Here is a 15,197-nt window from a genome sequence, read left to right as displayed (position 1 = left end):
AGACCCGCAACCAGAAGGTGAGCTTGCTGTTGGCGAGCACCGCCGTCGGGCCGGATCAGGGGGAGTGACCATTTCCGAACTGGAGGGGACCAGAGGCCCGCGGGCCAAGCCCATGACTGAAGCAACGAACGGCAAGGCCCGGATCAGCGCCGGAGAGCGCGCCGCAGGTGAATTTCCCCACTCCCTCCCCGGGCTGCGGACGGAGGTCGTGCTGTTCGATAACTCCGACCAGATGGTCCAGTCCCTCGGCAGCCATGACGAGGCGCTGCGTTTCATCGAAACCCAGTTCCCGGCCGTCGACTTCCATGTCCGCGGGAACGAACTTTCGATCAGCGGACCCGCGGCCGAAGTGCCAAGGATCATGCGGTTGCTTAATGAGGTGCGCGGACTCGTCGCACGCGGTACTGTCGTGACCCCGGCGGTGCTGAAGCAACTCGTGTCGCTGCTGCGCAGCCAGTCCGTGCAGAACCCGGTGGACGTGCTCACGCACAACATCCTCTCGAGCCGCGGGAAGACGATCCGGCCGAAGACGCTGAACCAGAAGAACTACGTGGACGCCATTGACGCCAACACAGTGATCTTCGGGATCGGCCCGGCCGGAACCGGTAAAACGTACCTGGCCATGGCCAAGGCGGTCCAGGCGCTGCAGCAGAAGGAAGTCAGCCGGATCATCCTGACCCGTCCCGCCGTGGAGGCGGGGGAGCGGCTCGGGTTCCTGCCCGGGACGCTCAGCGACAAGATCGACCCCTACCTGCGGCCGCTCTATGACGCACTCCACGAGATGATGGATCCCGAATCCATCCCGCGGCTGATAGCTGCCGGCACCATCGAGGTCGCCCCGCTGGCCTACATGCGCGGCCGCACGCTCAACGATGCCTTCATCATCCTCGACGAGGCGCAGAACACCACGCCGGAGCAGATGAAGATGTTCCTGACGCGGCTGGGCTTCGGGTCAAAGATGGTGGTCACCGGTGACGTCACCCAGGTTGACCTGCCGTTCGGGACGCGCTCCGGGCTGCGTATTGTCGAGGAAATCCTGCAGGGCATCGAGGATGTCAACTTTACGGTCCTGGATGCGTCCGACGTCGTCCGGCACCGGCTGGTGGGCGACATCGTCAATGCCTACGGCATCTGGGACGAGATCCAGAGGAACCGGGTCAAGCACTCCGTGGCCCGCGACAAGCGGGGAGAACACGCATGAGCATCGAGGTCAACAACGAATCCGGTTTCACCGTTGACGAGGCTGAGCTGGTCCGGCTGTCCCGCTTCATCTTCGAGCGGCTGTTCATCCATCCACAGGCCGAGCTCTCCATCCTGCTGGTGGACGAACCGGCCATGGAGAAGCTGCACATCGAGCTGATGGACGAGCCTGGCTCGACCGACGTGCTGTCCGTGCCGATGGATGAACTCACCCCCGGCACCCCGGACAAGCCGACGCCCCAGGGCATGCTGGGCGACATCGCCGTCTGCCCGCAGGTGGCCGAGATCCAGGCGAAGAACGCCGGCCATTCCACCCAGGACGAGATGCTCCTGCTCACCACCCACGGCATCCTGCACCTGCTGGGCTTTGACCACGCGGAGCCTGAAGAGAAGGAAGAAATGTTCGGCCTCCAGCGCGAGCTGCTGTCCGCCTTCACCGGCAGGGACGCCCCGTCAGAGACGATGCAGTGACCCCACTGATTCTTGCCGGCCTGGCGCTCGTGTCCCTGAGCCTTGCCGCGCTGCTGACCGCCGCAGAGTCAGCGTTCAGCTACCTGCCTCGCCATGACGCCGAACAGGCGATCCTGCAAAGCCGCGGCACCGCGCTGAAACGCATCATGGCGCAGCCCGTGGCGCACATGCGGGCCCTCCGGTTCTGGCGGGTCTGGTTCGAAATGAGCTCCGCCGTCGCCGTGACCGTGCTGGTGCACAGCGTGCTGGACAACGTCTGGCTCGCCGGTCTGATCGCGACCGGGATCATGGCAATTGTGGGCTTCGTGATCGTCGGTGTGTCCCCGCGCCAGCTGGGCCGCGTCCACTCGGCCGCGCTGGTCCGGTTCTCGGCCCCGCTGATCCGCTGGCTCTGCGGCGTGCTCGGTCCCATCCCCGGCTGGCTCGTCACCCTGGGCAGCACCGTGGCTCCGGGCGCCCCGGCCGACAACGAGGCGTTCTTCAGCGAAGAGGAATTCCGCGAACTCCTCGAGCGAGCCTCCGAATCCGATGTCATCGAGGACAACGAGGCCGAGCTGATCCAGTCGGTATTCGACTTCGGCGACACCCTCGTCCGCTCCGTGATGGTGCCGCGGACGGACATCCTGTGTATTGACTCCGGTTCCACCCTGCACCGGGCCATGTCGCTGTTCCTGCGCTCCGGCTACTCCCGGATTCCGGTGATCGGCGAAAACACGGACCAGATCCTCGGGATCGTCTACCTCAAGGACGTGGCCGCGGCGCTCCACAACCTTGGCCCGGACGAGGAGCCGCCGGTGGTCGACGAACTCGCCCGCGGGGTCCGCTACGTGCCCGACTCCAAACCGGTCAGCGAGCTGCTGCGGGAGCTCCAGAAGGAATCGACGCACGTCGCGATCGTCATCGACGAATACGGCGGAACGGCCGGACTCGTCACCCTCGAGGACCTCATCGAGGAGATCGTCGGCGAGATTGTCGACGAGTACGACACCGAAAGTGCGGAGGCGGTGGAACTCGGCGACGGAAGCTACCGTGTGAGCGCGCGCATGAGCATCGATGACCTGGGCGAGCTTTTTGATCTGGAGCTCGACGACGACGAAGTGGACACCGTGGGCGGGCTGCTTGCCAAGGCCCTGGGGCGGGTGCCGATCGTCGGCAGTACGGTCAACGTCCACGGGCTGGCCCTCCGCGCCGACCGGCTCGAGGGCCGGCGCAACCGTGTCAGCCACATCATTGCAGCCGCCGTTCCACAAGGCGCCGCGGCAAACGATACCGACCTTGACGAGCTTCTCGAACAGGCTGTCCAAATCCAACAGGGAGTTCCACGTGAGCAAGCAGAATAAGTCCGACGGCGAAGCAGCCCACGGCGGCTACCGCGCCGGGTTCTCGGTGCTGGTCGGCCGGCCCAACGCCGGCAAGTCGACCCTGACCAATGCACTGGTCGGCCAGAAGGTGGCGATCACCTCGGCCAAACCGCAGACCACCCGGCACACGATCCGCGGCATCGTCCACCGGGACGATGCGCAGCTGATCCTGGTCGACACCCCCGGCCTGCACCGCCCGCGCACGCTCCTGGGCAAGCGACTCAACGAGCTCGTGGCCGACACCCTCGCCGAGGTCGACGCGATCGGCTTCTGCCTGCCCGCCAACGAGAAAATCGGGCCCGGGGATAAGTTCATCGCCGCCCAGCTCGCCGCCGTCGGGAACAAGCCGATCATCGCGATCGTGACGAAGGCCGACACCGTGGACCGGCAGGGCCTCACCGAACAGCTCCTCGCCGTAGCCGCCCTGGGCCGGGACGTCCTGGGCGAGGACGGCTGGAAGGACATCGTCCCGGTCTCCGCCACCGACGGCTTCCAGGTCCAAACCCTGGCCGACGTGCTCATCAGCCACATGCCGCCGTCGCCGCCGCTGTACCCGGACGGGCACCTGACCGACGAGCCGGAAGCCGTGATGATTGCCGAACTCATCCGCGAAGCTGCCCTCGAGGGCGTCCGCGACGAACTGCCGCACTCCCTCGCGGTAGTGGTCGATGAGATTGTGCCCCGTGAGGGCCGGCCCGAAGACAAGCCGTTCCTGGACGTCCGGGTCAATCTCTACGTGGAGCGTCCTTCGCAGAAGGCCATCATCATCGGCAAGGGCGGGGCGAGGCTCCGTGAAGTCGGCACCAACGCGCGGAAGGCGATCGAGGCGCTGCTCGGCGCACGCATCTACCTTGACCTGCACGTGAAAGTCGCCAAGGACTGGCAGCGCGACCCGAAACAGCTCGTCAAGCTCGGCTTCTGAGCGGAAGCACGGCACGCGTTGGCGCCGTCCGCCGCTCCGGTGCGGCACGCAAGCCGGGAAATTCACAGCTTGAGACACTAAAATTGGCAGACTCCCGTTCGTGAAGGAAGGCTAGACCTGTGGCTCGACCCCGTGACAACCGTGCAGACGGCACCGCCCCGCCCGTTCGGTCAGTCGCCGCTGCCCGGCACACAGAGGATCCCGCCGTCGGCCCGGCCCGCCACCTGGGTGCCCAGCACGGGCTGCCCGGCTGGCTGAAAATCGGAACCATCGTAGTGTCGGTCCTGCTGGTTGGTGTTATAGCGTTCGGCGCCTACTGGACCCTTCGCCTTCAGGGCAATATCACCAAGGCCTCCTTGGGCGCAGGCAACGGCACCACCGAAGCCCCGGTCAACGACTCGACCGACCGGATGCAGGTCCTGATCCTCGGCTCGGACACCCGCGACGGCAAGAATTCACAGTACGGCGGAGCCGACGACTCCACCGGGTACGGGCACTCGGACGTCATGATGCTGATGGACATTTCGGCTGACAACAAACGCGTCAACGTCGTCAGCTTCCCCCGCGACCTGCTGGTCGGCATCCCAAAATGCACCGACCAGAAAAGCAAACGCGAATATCCGGCGCAGAAGAACGTCATGATCAACGCGGCGATGTCCGAGGCGGGCATCGGCTGCGCCGTTGACACGGTCAACAAGCTCACGGGCCTGGAAATCGACCACTTCATGATGGCCGACTTCAACTCGGTGAAGGAACTATCCAACACCGTCGGCGGCGTGGACGTCTGCATCAGCGATGCCGTCTTTGACCCCGACTCAGGACTGCGCCTGCCGAAGGGCACCTCCAAGGTCGAGGGCGAACAGGCCCTGGCGTTCCTGCGCACCCGCCACGCCTTTGCCGACGGCGGCGACCTCGGCCGGATCAAGGGACAACAGGGGTTCCTGTCCTCGCTGGTCCGCAAGATCAAAGACGACGGAACGCTCACCAACCCCGGCAAGATGCTCCAGATAGCCGACGTCGTCACCAGGAACCTTACGATCGATGACGGCATGGCCTCCGTCCCGACGCTGCTGACGGTCGCGAACCGGCTGAAGAACATCGACGTCAGCAAGGTGGCGTTCGTGGCCGTTCCTACAGAGCCGGCCGTCAGCGACTCGAACCGGCTGCAGCTGGCCGAACCCGCGGCGTCGCAGCTCTTCGCCGCCATGCGCAAGAACGTGGACCTGACTGACCCAACGGGGACGACTGGGGCTTCCGCAGGCCCCGGCGCGAGCGCCGAGCCTGTCCCCGCGCCCACGGCTGCGGGCTACGACAAGACGCTGCAGCCCGTCACGGTGGCCAACGGCTCCGGGGTCCCGGCCCGGACCCAGGAAATCATCAACGCCCTCACGGCCGGCGGCTTCACGAAGACCGGGCAGTTGAGCGCCAAACCGGTGCCGACCACTGCGGTGTACTACGGTGCGGACTTCGCCGACGTGGCCGCCGACGTCGCCGCTCTCCTCGGCGTCCCGGCCAGCCAGGTCCTGCCGGCCGCCGGCGTCGCCGGCGTCCAGGTTTACCTGGGCGGCGACCTTGCAGGCGCCGTCCCGAGCGGGGGCGGCCAGGCGGCACTGCCCCCGGACATCGTCAACCAGACCGCTGGAGACACTGTCTGCCAGCAGGCGAACCCGGCGCTGATCACCCGCTGACCGCGGCGCCATTTCATGGCAGGGGCCGACCGACTGCCGGGCAGTTGCTGATCCGCACGGCACCGGCCCTTCCCGGACAGGTCAAGGACCCGGGTCTTGCGCCGCCCGGCGCGTGGGTCCTTAATGATGTCCATGAGCACGGATCGTACTGAGACGGCTGCAGCGCCTGCCGCATTCGAGACGAGGGACGGCCCGCTGGCCCGCAGCGGGATCTTCGTCGTCCGGGTCGGCGTGGCGTTGCTGTGGATCCAAAACGTCGCCTGGAAAGTGCCGCCGGACTTCGGTGAACGCGAGAACACCGGACTCTATCTCTTCACCAACTTCGCCATAGACCACCCCGTGTTTCCCCCTTTCACGTGGTTCGTTGAAAACACAGTGCTGCCGGCCTTCCCGTTGTTCGGGTGGATGACGCTCTTCATGGAAGCGGGCCTGGGCGCGTTCCTGCTGATCGGTCTCGCCACCCGGTTCTGGGCGGTCGTTGGAGTGATCCAGTCGCTGGCGATTTCCATGTCCGTCCTGAACGCCCCGAATGAATGGCACTGGGCCTATTACCTGATGATCCTGGTGCACATCGCCATTTTTGCGACGGCGGCCGGGCGCTGCTACGGGGTCGACGGCGTCCTCCGGCCCCGCTGGGAGCAATCAGGCAAACGCTTCGACAAACTCCTTGCGAGGCTGTCGTGAACGGGCGCCCTATCGATATGCCCGTCCTGGTCCTGGGCGGCGCCGCCGTCGTGAGTTCCGTTTTCACCTTCTCCAGTGCCGGCCCGACGCAGGTCGAGTTTATCCATATCCGGGGGACGGGACTTGTCCTGCTGCTCATCTGCGGAGTTGCCGCAGTGATCGCCGGAACCCTGCGCCTGCGCGGGCTCGCGATCGCGTCCGGTGCCGCCCTGCTGGCGGGCGCGCTGCTTCAACTACTCCAGGCCGGCCAGAGTACCAACTGGCTCGCCGGGGACGGTTCCACCGTGGCGCTGATGGGCGGCCTGGGAATCGGGCTGCTGGCCGTGACCCTGACGCCGCGCCCCTCATCCGCCGCAGATCCGCCATCCACTGACCCGAAGAGGACCGCACATGCTGAACCTGACTGAGCGACTTGATCCGGTGCTCGCCGTTGCCAGGGCCAATGCCCGCGACGTCGACGCCTCCGCCCGGTTCCCCGCAGAGGCCGTGCAGGCCCTGCGCGACTCCGGTTTACTCGGGCTGACCCTGCCGCAGGACGCCGGAGGCCTGGGCGGCGGGCCGGACGACCTGGTCGACGTGCTGAGCGCCCTGGCCGGCGCCTGCGGGTCGACGGCAATGATCTACCTCATGCATATCAGCGCCGCGATGCCCGTGGCGGCCGCTCCACCGGCGGGGATGCCGGGCCTCGTGGCGGAGCTGGCCAGCGGCCGGGCCCTGGGTTCCCTGGCGTTTTCCGAGGCGGGGTCCCGGTCGCATTTCTGGGCGCCCGTTTCGCAGGCGCACCAGAATGGCGGCGGAGTCGTGCTCAACGCCCGGAAGAGCTGGGTGACCTCGGCCGGGCACGCCGACGTGTACGTGGTCTCAACCCGGACCGCCGGGGCCGAGACTGTGGACCTGTTCGCCATCCCGGCCGGCCATCCCGGCGTCGAAGTGGCCGGAGCGTGGCACGGGATGGGGCTGCGCGGCAACGCCTCGACGCCGATGACCTTCGCGGCCGAAGTACAGGAGGACACCAGGCTGGGGCTGGCCGGGGGCGGCATGGACCTGATGCTGCAGACGGTGCTGCCGTGGTTCAACCTGGGTAACGCGTCCGTCTCCGTCGGGTTGTCCCGTGCCGCCGTCGAGGCCGCAATCCGCCACACCAGCGCCGCACGGCTCGAGCACCTCGACGAAAGCCTTTCGGCACTGCCGACCGTCCGGGCCCGGCTGGCAAAAATGTCGATCGAACTGGCCGTGACGACGGCCTATCTGCACCAGGCCGCCGGCAGGCTTGCCGAGCCGGCTGATGACACGATGCTGCACGTGCTGGGCGTCAAAGCCGCCGCCAACGACGCGGCCCTGAGCATCACCGATGCCGCGATGCGCGTCTGCGGCGGCGCGGCGTTCTCCGAGCATCTTCAGATCGACCGGTATTTCCGGGACGCCAGGGCCGGCTCCGTGATGGCCCCGACGGCTGACGTGCTGTACGACTTCTACGGCAAGGCCATCACCGGACAGCCGCTCTTCGACCGCCCATCCGCCCCGGCGCAGGCCCCGGCGTGAGCGCCCCGCTGATGGTGGGTTCGGTGGCTTACACGCCCACCGTCGTCACCATCTGGGAAGGAATCCGGGACTATTTCGCCGGGACACCGGCCGAGATGGACTTCGTACTGTTTTCCAACTACGGACGCCAGGTGGACGCACTGCTGGAGGGCACCATCGACATTGCGTGGAACACCAACCTGGCCTGGGTGCGCACCGTCGCCCAGACCCGGGGCGAGTGCCGCGCGTTGGCGATGCGGGACACCGACGCCGTCTTCCGGACCGTCGTCGTAGTCCGTGCCGGCTCCGGACTGTCAGGGCTGGCGGACCTGCGGGGACGGCGGCTTGCCCTGGGCTCGCGGGACTCCGCCCAGGCCGCCATCCTGCCGCTCTATTTCCTGGCCCGCGCCGGGCTCGGCAACGGTTCTGTGGACCTGCTGCGACTGGACAGCGATGTGGGAAAGCATGGCGACACCGGACGCAGCGAACTGGACGCCCTGCGGGCCGTGCTGGATGACCGGGCCGATGCCGCGGCAATCGGCATCAACACCTGGGAGTCAATCGGGCGTGATGAGCTGATGCCCGGGGCCTTCGAGGCGTTGTGGGAATCGCCCATTTACAGCCACTGCAACTTCACGGCGCTGCCCGCGCTCTCGGAGGAACGTGCCACGGCCTGGGTCGAGCATCTGTTTGCGATGGACTGGGAGAACCCGTCACATCGCCCGATCCTGGAATTGGAAGGACTCCGGCGCTGGGTGGCACCCCGGCTGGAAGGCTACGAAACGCTGTTCGAAGCCGTCCAAGAGCAAGGGATCGGGCCCCGATGGTAAATCCCCTCGTCATCCTCGAACTCGTGGAACGCCTGTCCGCCGTTCCCGCGGGTTCCGTGGTCACTGTGCCGCTGGGGCCAGACGACGAGGGTACGGCGGCTGATACCCTCGCTGCCTGGTGCGCCCGGAGCGGCAACGAACTCGTGGACGTCCGCGAGGGTGCTGTCACCGTGCGGCGGGGCCGCACCCCCGCACCGCCCCCCGGCGCGGAAGGCGAGCGGCCGCCCGGTACCAGGCTGTGGATGTACACGAATTTCGACTGCAACCTGGCCTGTGACTACTGCTGCGCGAGATCCTCACCGCAGACCGCGCGGCGCGCCCTCGGCGTGGACCGCGTCCGCCGGCTCGCCGAGGAAGCCGTTGGATCGGGCGTGAGCGAGCTCATCCTGACCGGCGGGGAGCCCTTCCTGCTTCCGGACCTTGACGAGCTCGTCGCCATCTGCACCGCGGCACTGCCGACCACATTGCTGACCAACGGGATGCTCTTCCGCGGGCACCGGCTCGAACGCCTGCGCCGGATGGACCGCAGCAGGCTCACCCTGCAAATCAGCCTTGACTCCGCCACGCCCGAGGGCCACGACAGCCACCGCGGCCACGGATCGTGGGAGCGCGCCGTTGCCGGAATCCGGATCGCCCAGGACGAGGGCTTCCGGGTGAAGGTCGCGGCCACGCTGCCGGCCGCCCAAAGCCATAAACTCGGACCGTTCCACGAGTTCCTCGACACGCTCGGCATCGCCCCGGAAGACCAGGTCATCCGGGCACTGGCCCACCGCGGCAACGCCGACGCGGGCATCGAATTATCGGTTGAATCCCTCGTCCCCGAAGTCACGGTCACCGCCGACGGCGTTTATTGGCACCCCATCGGGGCCGATGACACGGACCAGTTGATCACCGCGGAGATCTTTCCCCTGGCCGCGGCGATCGACGAGGTACGCCGGCGGTTCACGGACCAAAGGGCCCACGCCGACGCCGCGAGTCAATGGTTTCCCTGTGCCTGATCCCACCTGGGACGATCAGCAGCGGACTTCACCAGATACTGACGCGCTCCCGCGGCGGCATCCACATGCCGTCCTGTTCGGTGACATCGAAGGCTTGGTGGAAGGCGTCGAGGTTCCTGGCAATCTGATTCGTGCGGAATTCGTTGGGGGAGTGCGGGTCCGTGGCGAGCCTGCGGATGGCCTCCTCGGTGCGCATGACCTGCCGCCAGCCGGCGGCCCAGGATGCAAAGAACCGTTGGAAGCCCGTCAATCCGTCGAGCTCCGGGGGCTCCTGCCCGTCGAGGCTGATCAGGTAGGCCTTGTAGGCAATGGTGAGTCCGCCGAGGTCCCCGATGTTCTCGCCGAGGGTCAGCTTGCCGTTGACGAAGTGCCCCGGGGCCGCTGTGGGGGAGAGCGCCGCGAACTGGTCCACCAGCTTTGACGTCAGCGCCTCGAACGCGGTGCGGTCAGCCTCGGTCCACCAGTTGCGGAGCAGGCCGCTGCCGTCGTACTGGGAGCCCTGGTCGTCAAAGCCGTGGCCGATTTCGTGGCCGATGACGGCGCCGATGCCGCCGTAATTGACGGCGTCATCAGCGTCGGCGGTGAAGAACGGAGGCTGCAGGATGGCGGCCGGAAAGACGATCTCGTTCAGTAGCGGGTGGTAGTAGGCGTTGACGGTCTGCGGGGTCATGAGCCACTTCTCCCGGTCCACCGGCTTACCCACCTCGTCAAGGTGGCGGTCGACGTCGGCGCTGTGCGCGCGTTCCACATTGCCCAGCAGGTCGGAGGGGTCAATCTCCACCGCCGAATAATCGATCCACTCCTCCGGGTAGCCGATCTTTGCCCGGAAGGAATCGAGCTTCCTGAGCGCCTCCTGCTTCGTGTCCTCGCCCATCCAGGCGAGGCCTGTGATGGACCCGCGGTACGCCTCGATCAGGTTCGCGACCAGCGAATGCATGCGGGCCTTGTGGGTCTCCGGGAAGTGCCGTGCCACATAGATCTGGCCGACGGCCTCACCGAGGGCGGCCTCGACGACGGCGACGCCGCGCTTCCAGCGGTCCTTGTTGCGCGGAGTGCCGCTCAGGGTGGTGCCGTAGAAGGCGAAATTCGCCTCCACGAACGGTGCGGAGAGGTACGGTGCGGCCGCGCTGAGCACGCGGAGGGCGAGCCATTCCTGCCACACGGCCAGCGGTTCGGCCGCCAGGAGCGACGCCGCTCCGGCGAAGAAATCCGGCGTGCTGACCACGAGTTCGGACCGCTTCTCCGGCGCGATGCCGGCGGCGTCGAACCAGTCGCCCAGAAGCGGGAACAGCTCCGCTGCCTCCCCGGCGGACTTCAGGTTGTAGGTCTTCTGCGGATTCCGCAAGGTGACGTTGTCCCAGTGGTGCGAGGCCAGGGACGTTTCCAGCGCCACCACCCGGGCCGCCGCGCCGTCGGGATCCGCGACGCCGGCGAGGCCGAACAGCGCCGCCACGTGCCCGCGGTACGCCTCGATGATCGGGGCGAACTTCTCTTCGCGGTAATAAGACTCATCCGGCAGGCCCAGCCCGCCCTGGCCGGTGTAGAGCAGGATCCGGTCGGGGTTGCCGGCGTCGGGGGCAGGGTAGATGTAGAAGAGTCCGGCGACATCGGCGCGGAACAGGCGGCCCGCCAGGGCCACCAGCTCGGGGACCGACGCCGTGCCGAACACCGCGGTGAGCCGTTCGCGGATGGGCTCCAGCCCCTTGGCCTCCACGGCAGCCTCGTCCATGAAGCTGTTGTAGAGGTCCCCGATCTTCCGCTCAATCCCGGTGGCTTCCGCGCCCCGTCCCGCCGCGTCCTCGATGATCTGCCTGACGTCGCGCTCCGAGCCGTCCCGCAGCGCGGTGAACGTCCCTTCCAGCGGCCGGTCATCCGGGATCTCGGTGGTCTTGAGCCAGGCTCCGTTCACGTGCCGGTACAGGTCATCCTGCGGCCGCACAGTGGAGTCGATAGTGGACAGGGCGATCCCCGAAAGTGGCACGGATGCTCCTTCGAAAGGCAGCCCGGCGGCGGCGCTGGCACCGTGACCGGTCTGCATGGTGGACGTTGCGGAGTATGGCTCCTTCATCTTACGCACCCGTGTTAGTGTGAAAAGGTGCGCGCAGAACTGCTTCTCCTTAGCTGCCGCGGCGAGGCCTCAGACGCGATCTAGCGCAAGGCCCACCCTCGCTGCGGAGTTTGTGTTGCCCGGCCACCCTTTCACCGAGAACCAAAGAAAAGGCCCCGATTGTAATGCGAAACGCACAGCAGCCCTCAGGAATGCCCGTCCACCGTTACGTCCCTTTCCAGGACCTCATCACGGTTGAACTGCCGGACCGCACCTGGCCGGACAAAGTCATCACGAAGGCCCCGCGCTGGTGCGCCGTTGACCTCCGCGACGGCAACCAGGCCCTGATCGACCCGATGAGCCCGGCCCGCAAGATGAAGATGTTCGATTTACTGGTCCGGATGGGCTACAAGGAGATCGAGGTCGGCTTTCCGTCCGCCTCGCAGACAGACTTCGACTTTGTGCGCCAGCTGATCGAGGGAAACCACATCCCGGACGACGTCACCATCCAGGTGCTGACCCAGGCCCGCGAGCACCTGATCGAGCGGACCTACGAGTCCCTGGTCGGGGCCAGGCAGGCGATCGTCCACCTGTACAACTCGACGTCGGTCCTGCAGCGCCGGGTCGTCTTCAACCAGGACGAAGACGGCATCCTCGACATCGCCCTGCAGGGCGCGCGCCTGTGCAAGAAGTACGAGGAAACCCTCACCGGCACGCACATCACGTACGAGTACTCGCCGGAATCTTTTACCGGGACCGAGCTGGAGTACGCGGTCCGGGTCTGCAACGCCGTGGCCAATGTGTTCGAGGCTTCCGCCGACAGCCAGGTCATCATCAACCTGCCGGCCACGGTGGAAATGGCAACCCCCAACGTCTACGCCGATTCCATCGAGTGGATGAGCCGGAACCTGCACCCGCGCGAAGGCATCATCCTCTCCCTGCACCCGCACAATGACCGGGGAACCGGGGTCGCCGCCGCCGAGCTGGGCTACCTGGCCGGCGCGGACCGGATCGAAGGCTGCCTGTTCGGAAACGGCGAGCGGACCGGCAACGTGGACCTGGTGACCCTGGGCCTGAACATGTTCGTCCAGGGCATCGACCCGATGATCGACTTCTCCGACATCAACGAGATCCGCCGCACCGTGGAGTACTGCAACCAGCTGCCCGTCGCGGAGCGGTCCCCCTACGGCGGGGACCTCGTCTTCACCGCGTTTTCCGGCTCCCACCAGGACGCCATCAAGAAGGGCCTGGAAGCCCTGGAAAAGGACGCCGCGGCCGCCGGCAAGGACGTTGCCGACTACCCCTGGCAGGTTCCGTACCTGCCCGTGGATCCGAAGGACCTCGGCCGCAGCTACGAGGCCGTGATCCGGGTGAACTCGCAGTCGGGCAAGGGCGGCGTCGCCTACCTGCTGAAGAACGAGCACAACCTGGACCTGCCGCGCCGCGCGCAGATCGAGTTCTCCGGCGTCATCCAGAAGCAGACCGATCTGGTGGGCGGCGAAGTCAGCGGTCCCCAGCTGTGGCAGGTCTTCCAGGACGAATACCTGCCGTCCGGTTCCGCCGACCACCAGTGGGGCCGGTATGCGCTCGGTGCGATCAGCACCGAGTCGGACGAGGACGGCACGATGACGCTGCACGCCGCCCTGAAGATCAACGGCACCCAGGTCCGCCGCACCGGCACCGGCAACGGTCCGATCGCTGCGCTGCTGAGCATCCTGCGCGAAGACGGCGTGGACGTGCGCGTGCTCGATTACAGCGAGCACGCCCTGTCCGAGGGCGGGAGCGCCCTCGCTGCCGCCTACGTCGAATGCGCGGTGGGGGAGCGGGTCCTGTGGGGGGTCGGGATCGACGCCAACACGAGCACGGCCTCGCTCAAGGCCGTCATCTCGGCCGTGAACCGGGCCATCCGGGACGCCCGCGACTAGCGGTTCTTCCTCCCGGTCCCTGCTGCCGAAAGTCCGCCGTTACCGAAAGACAGTGCGAAGATTAACCGTGGCCCAACCATCTTCCTTTGCAGCCCGCGCCTACCGCGATGACGCCGTCGTGCTGCGCACCCATAAGCTCGGCGAGGCGGACCGCATCATCACCCTGCTCACCAAACACCACGGCCAGGTCCGTGCCGTGGCCAAGGGCGTCCGCCGCACCAGCAGCCGTTTCGGTGCCCGGCTCGAGCCCTTCATGGTGGCGGACCTGCAGCTGATTTCCGGCCGCAGCCTTGACGTCGTCACCCAGGCGGTGGCCAAAGGCGCCTATGGAAGCAGCATCGCCGCGGACTACGGCCGCTACACGGTGGCCGCCGCCATGACGGAGACCGCGGAAAAGCTCACGGACGTCGACGGCGAATCCGGCACCGCCCAGTACAACCTCCTGGTCGGCGCCCTGGCGTCGTTGAGCCGGGGGGACCACACCCCGGAACTCATCCTCGACTCGTACCTGCTGCGCGCGCTCTCCACCGGCGGCTGGGCGCCGAGCTTCACGGACTGCGCCCGCTGCGGCGCCCCCGGGCCGCACACAGCGTTCTCGGCCCCGCTCGGGGGCATGGTGTGCGCGGAGTGCCGGCCGCCGGGCTCCCCGGCACCCGCCGCGGAAACGGTCCTGCTGCTCGGCGCGCTGCTGACCGGGGACTGGACGACGGCGGACGCGTCCGTGCCGCTGCACCGCCGCGAAGCCGCCGGCCTGGTCTCCAGCTACCTGCAATGGCACCTGGAACGTGTCCTGAAATCCCTCAAACATGTGGAGCGAACGTAGCTGTGGCGTTGGGTAAGAACCTGAAGAAGAATCCGGTCCGGCGGCGCAGTGCCCCGGTGGTGAAGCCCTACCCCCACACCTCCGGGGCGCTCCCGCCGGCCATCCCGGCGGAGTTCATTCCGCGGCACGTCGCGATCGTCATGGACGGCAACGGACGCTGGGCCAACCAGCGCGGGCTGCCGCGGATCGAGGGGCACAAGGCGGGGGAACCTGCGCTGCTGGACGTTGTGGCCGGGGCGATCGAGCTGGGCATCGAGCACGTCAGCGTCTACGCGTTCTCGACCGAAAACTGGCGCCGCTCGCCCGAAGAAGTCCGCTTCCTGATGGGATTTAACAAGGATGTGCTACGCCGCCAGCGGAACCAGCTGGACGAGTGGGGCGTGCGGATCCGCTGGTCCGGGCGGCGCCCGCGGCTCTGGGGCTCGGTGATCCGTGAACTGGAGGAGGCCGAGGACTTCACCCGGGGCAACAGCACCTGCACATTGAACATGTGTGTTAACTACGGCGGACGGGCGGAGATCGCCGACGCCGTCTCCGCCATCGCGGAGGAGGTGGCCGCCGGGCGGCTCAAACCCGGCGCCATCACGGAGAAGACCATCCAGAAGTACCTGGATGAGCCCGACCTTCCGGACGTGGACCTGTTCCTGCGCAGTTCCGGCGAACAGAGGCTCTCCAACTTCATGCTCTGGCAGTCCGCGTATGCGGAGTTTGTCTTCCTGGACACCCT

General features: G+C 67.0%; 14 protein-coding genes. 13 read left to right on the top strand and 1 reads right to left on the bottom strand.

Features of this window, described 5'->3' with window-relative positions:
• Positions 1-112 precede the first annotated feature (112 nt).
• From BJG92_RS16300 to BJG92_RS16255, 10 genes are all read left to right on the top strand, one after another.
• On the top strand, positions 113-1,201 hold the full coding sequence (locus BJG92_RS16300; protein ID WP_232085031.1) for a PhoH family protein: 1,089 nt from the start codon (positions 113-115) through the stop codon (positions 1,199-1,201).
• Positions 1,198-1,671, top strand: a complete 474-nt coding sequence (gene ybeY / locus BJG92_RS16295) for an rRNA maturation RNase YbeY (RefSeq protein WP_232085030.1) — start codon at positions 1,198-1,200, stop codon at positions 1,669-1,671. Before BJG92_RS16300 ends, ybeY begins: the two co-directional genes overlap by 4 nt.
• Positions 1,668-3,011 carry a hemolysin family protein gene (locus BJG92_RS16290; RefSeq protein WP_232085029.1) on the top strand — a complete coding sequence of 448 codons (1,344 nt, stop codon included), beginning with the start codon at positions 1,668-1,670 and terminating at the stop codon, positions 3,009-3,011. The genes ybeY and BJG92_RS16290 overlap by 4 nt, the downstream gene beginning before the upstream one ends.
• Positions 2,995-3,954, top strand: a complete 960-nt coding sequence (era, locus tag BJG92_RS16285; RefSeq protein WP_232085028.1) for a GTPase Era — start codon at positions 2,995-2,997, stop codon at positions 3,952-3,954. The genes BJG92_RS16290 and era overlap by 17 nt, the downstream gene beginning before the upstream one ends.
• Before the next feature lie 119 nt (positions 3,955-4,073).
• Complete coding sequence (locus BJG92_RS16280; RefSeq protein ID WP_232085027.1) at positions 4,074-5,642, top strand: LCP family protein; 1,569 nt, start codon at positions 4,074-4,076, stop codon at positions 5,640-5,642.
• A gap of 132 nt (positions 5,643-5,774) precedes the next feature.
• Positions 5,775-6,326 carry a TQO small subunit DoxD gene (locus BJG92_RS16275; RefSeq protein ID WP_232085026.1) on the top strand — a complete coding sequence of 184 codons (552 nt, stop codon included), beginning with the start codon at positions 5,775-5,777 and terminating at the stop codon, positions 6,324-6,326.
• Entirely contained in the window at positions 6,323-6,733 is a 411-nt protein-coding gene (locus tag BJG92_RS16270) for a hypothetical protein (protein ID WP_232085025.1), read from the top strand. The genes BJG92_RS16275 and BJG92_RS16270 overlap by 4 nt, the downstream gene beginning before the upstream one ends.
• A complete protein-coding gene (locus BJG92_RS16265) occupies positions 6,717-7,868 on the top strand; it encodes an acyl-CoA dehydrogenase family protein (protein ID WP_232085024.1) in 1,152 nt (383 codons plus the stop codon). Before BJG92_RS16270 ends, BJG92_RS16265 begins: the two co-directional genes overlap by 17 nt.
• Positions 7,865-8,677 (top strand): phosphate/phosphite/phosphonate ABC transporter substrate-binding protein, encoded by an 813-nt coding sequence (locus BJG92_RS16260; protein WP_232085023.1) that lies wholly within the window; start codon positions 7,865-7,867, stop codon positions 8,675-8,677. The genes BJG92_RS16265 and BJG92_RS16260 overlap by 4 nt, the downstream gene beginning before the upstream one ends.
• Positions 8,671-9,675, top strand: a complete 1,005-nt coding sequence (locus BJG92_RS16255) for a radical SAM protein (RefSeq protein WP_232085022.1) — start codon at positions 8,671-8,673, stop codon at positions 9,673-9,675. Before BJG92_RS16260 ends, BJG92_RS16255 begins: the two co-directional genes overlap by 7 nt.
• 28 nt (positions 9,676-9,703) lie before the next feature.
• On the opposite strand, the gene BJG92_RS16250 is transcribed toward BJG92_RS16255, so the two are convergent.
• Positions 9,704-11,656 carry a M13-type metalloendopeptidase gene (locus BJG92_RS16250; RefSeq protein ID WP_308011679.1) on the bottom strand — a complete coding sequence of 651 codons (1,953 nt, stop codon included), beginning with the start codon at positions 11,654-11,656 and terminating at the stop codon, positions 9,704-9,706.
• 251 nt (positions 11,657-11,907) lie between these two features.
• Here BJG92_RS16250 and leuA point away from each other — a divergent pair, with 251 nt between their 5' ends.
• From leuA to BJG92_RS16235, 3 genes are all read left to right on the top strand, one after another.
• Positions 11,908-13,647, top strand: coding sequence for a 2-isopropylmalate synthase (gene leuA / locus BJG92_RS16245; RefSeq protein ID WP_232085021.1), 1,740 nt, complete (start codon positions 11,908-11,910; stop codon positions 13,645-13,647).
• A 67-nt stretch (positions 13,648-13,714) separates the two neighbouring features.
• Positions 13,715-14,470: a DNA repair protein RecO gene (gene recO / locus BJG92_RS16240; RefSeq protein ID WP_232085020.1), complete on the top strand. Its 756-nt coding sequence runs from the start codon at positions 13,715-13,717 to the stop codon at positions 14,468-14,470.
• Positions 14,471-14,472: 2 nt separating this feature from the next.
• A partial coding sequence (locus BJG92_RS16235; protein WP_232085019.1) for an isoprenyl transferase occupies positions 14,473-15,197 on the top strand: 725 nt, incomplete at its 3' end.

The sequence above is a fragment of the Arthrobacter sp. SO5 genome (assembly GCF_020532805.1).
Taxonomy (GTDB): domain Bacteria; phylum Actinomycetota; class Actinomycetes; order Actinomycetales; family Micrococcaceae; genus Arthrobacter.
Note: the sequence above shows the minus strand (reverse complement) of the source record. Positions and strands in the feature narration are given on the sequence as shown.

What these genes read in the sequence shown, in the direction of transcription:
- ybeY (WP_232085030.1), top strand. Translation starts at nt 1,198, where the DNA reads ATGAGCATCGAGGTCAACAACGAATCCGGTTTCACCGTTGACGAGGCT.
- BJG92_RS16275 (WP_232085026.1), top strand. Translation starts at nt 5,775, where the DNA reads ATGAGCACGGATCGTACTGAGACGGCTGCAGCGCCTGCCGCATTCGAG.
- leuA (WP_232085021.1), top strand. Translation starts at nt 11,908, where the DNA reads ATGCGAAACGCACAGCAGCCCTCAGGAATGCCCGTCCACCGTTACGTC.
- BJG92_RS16265 (WP_232085024.1), top strand. Translation starts at nt 6,717, where the DNA reads ATGCTGAACCTGACTGAGCGACTTGATCCGGTGCTCGCCGTTGCCAGG.
- BJG92_RS16255 (WP_232085022.1), top strand. Translation starts at nt 8,671, where the DNA reads ATGGTAAATCCCCTCGTCATCCTCGAACTCGTGGAACGCCTGTCCGCC.
- BJG92_RS16300 (WP_232085031.1), top strand. Translation starts at nt 113, where the DNA reads ATGACTGAAGCAACGAACGGCAAGGCCCGGATCAGCGCCGGAGAGCGC.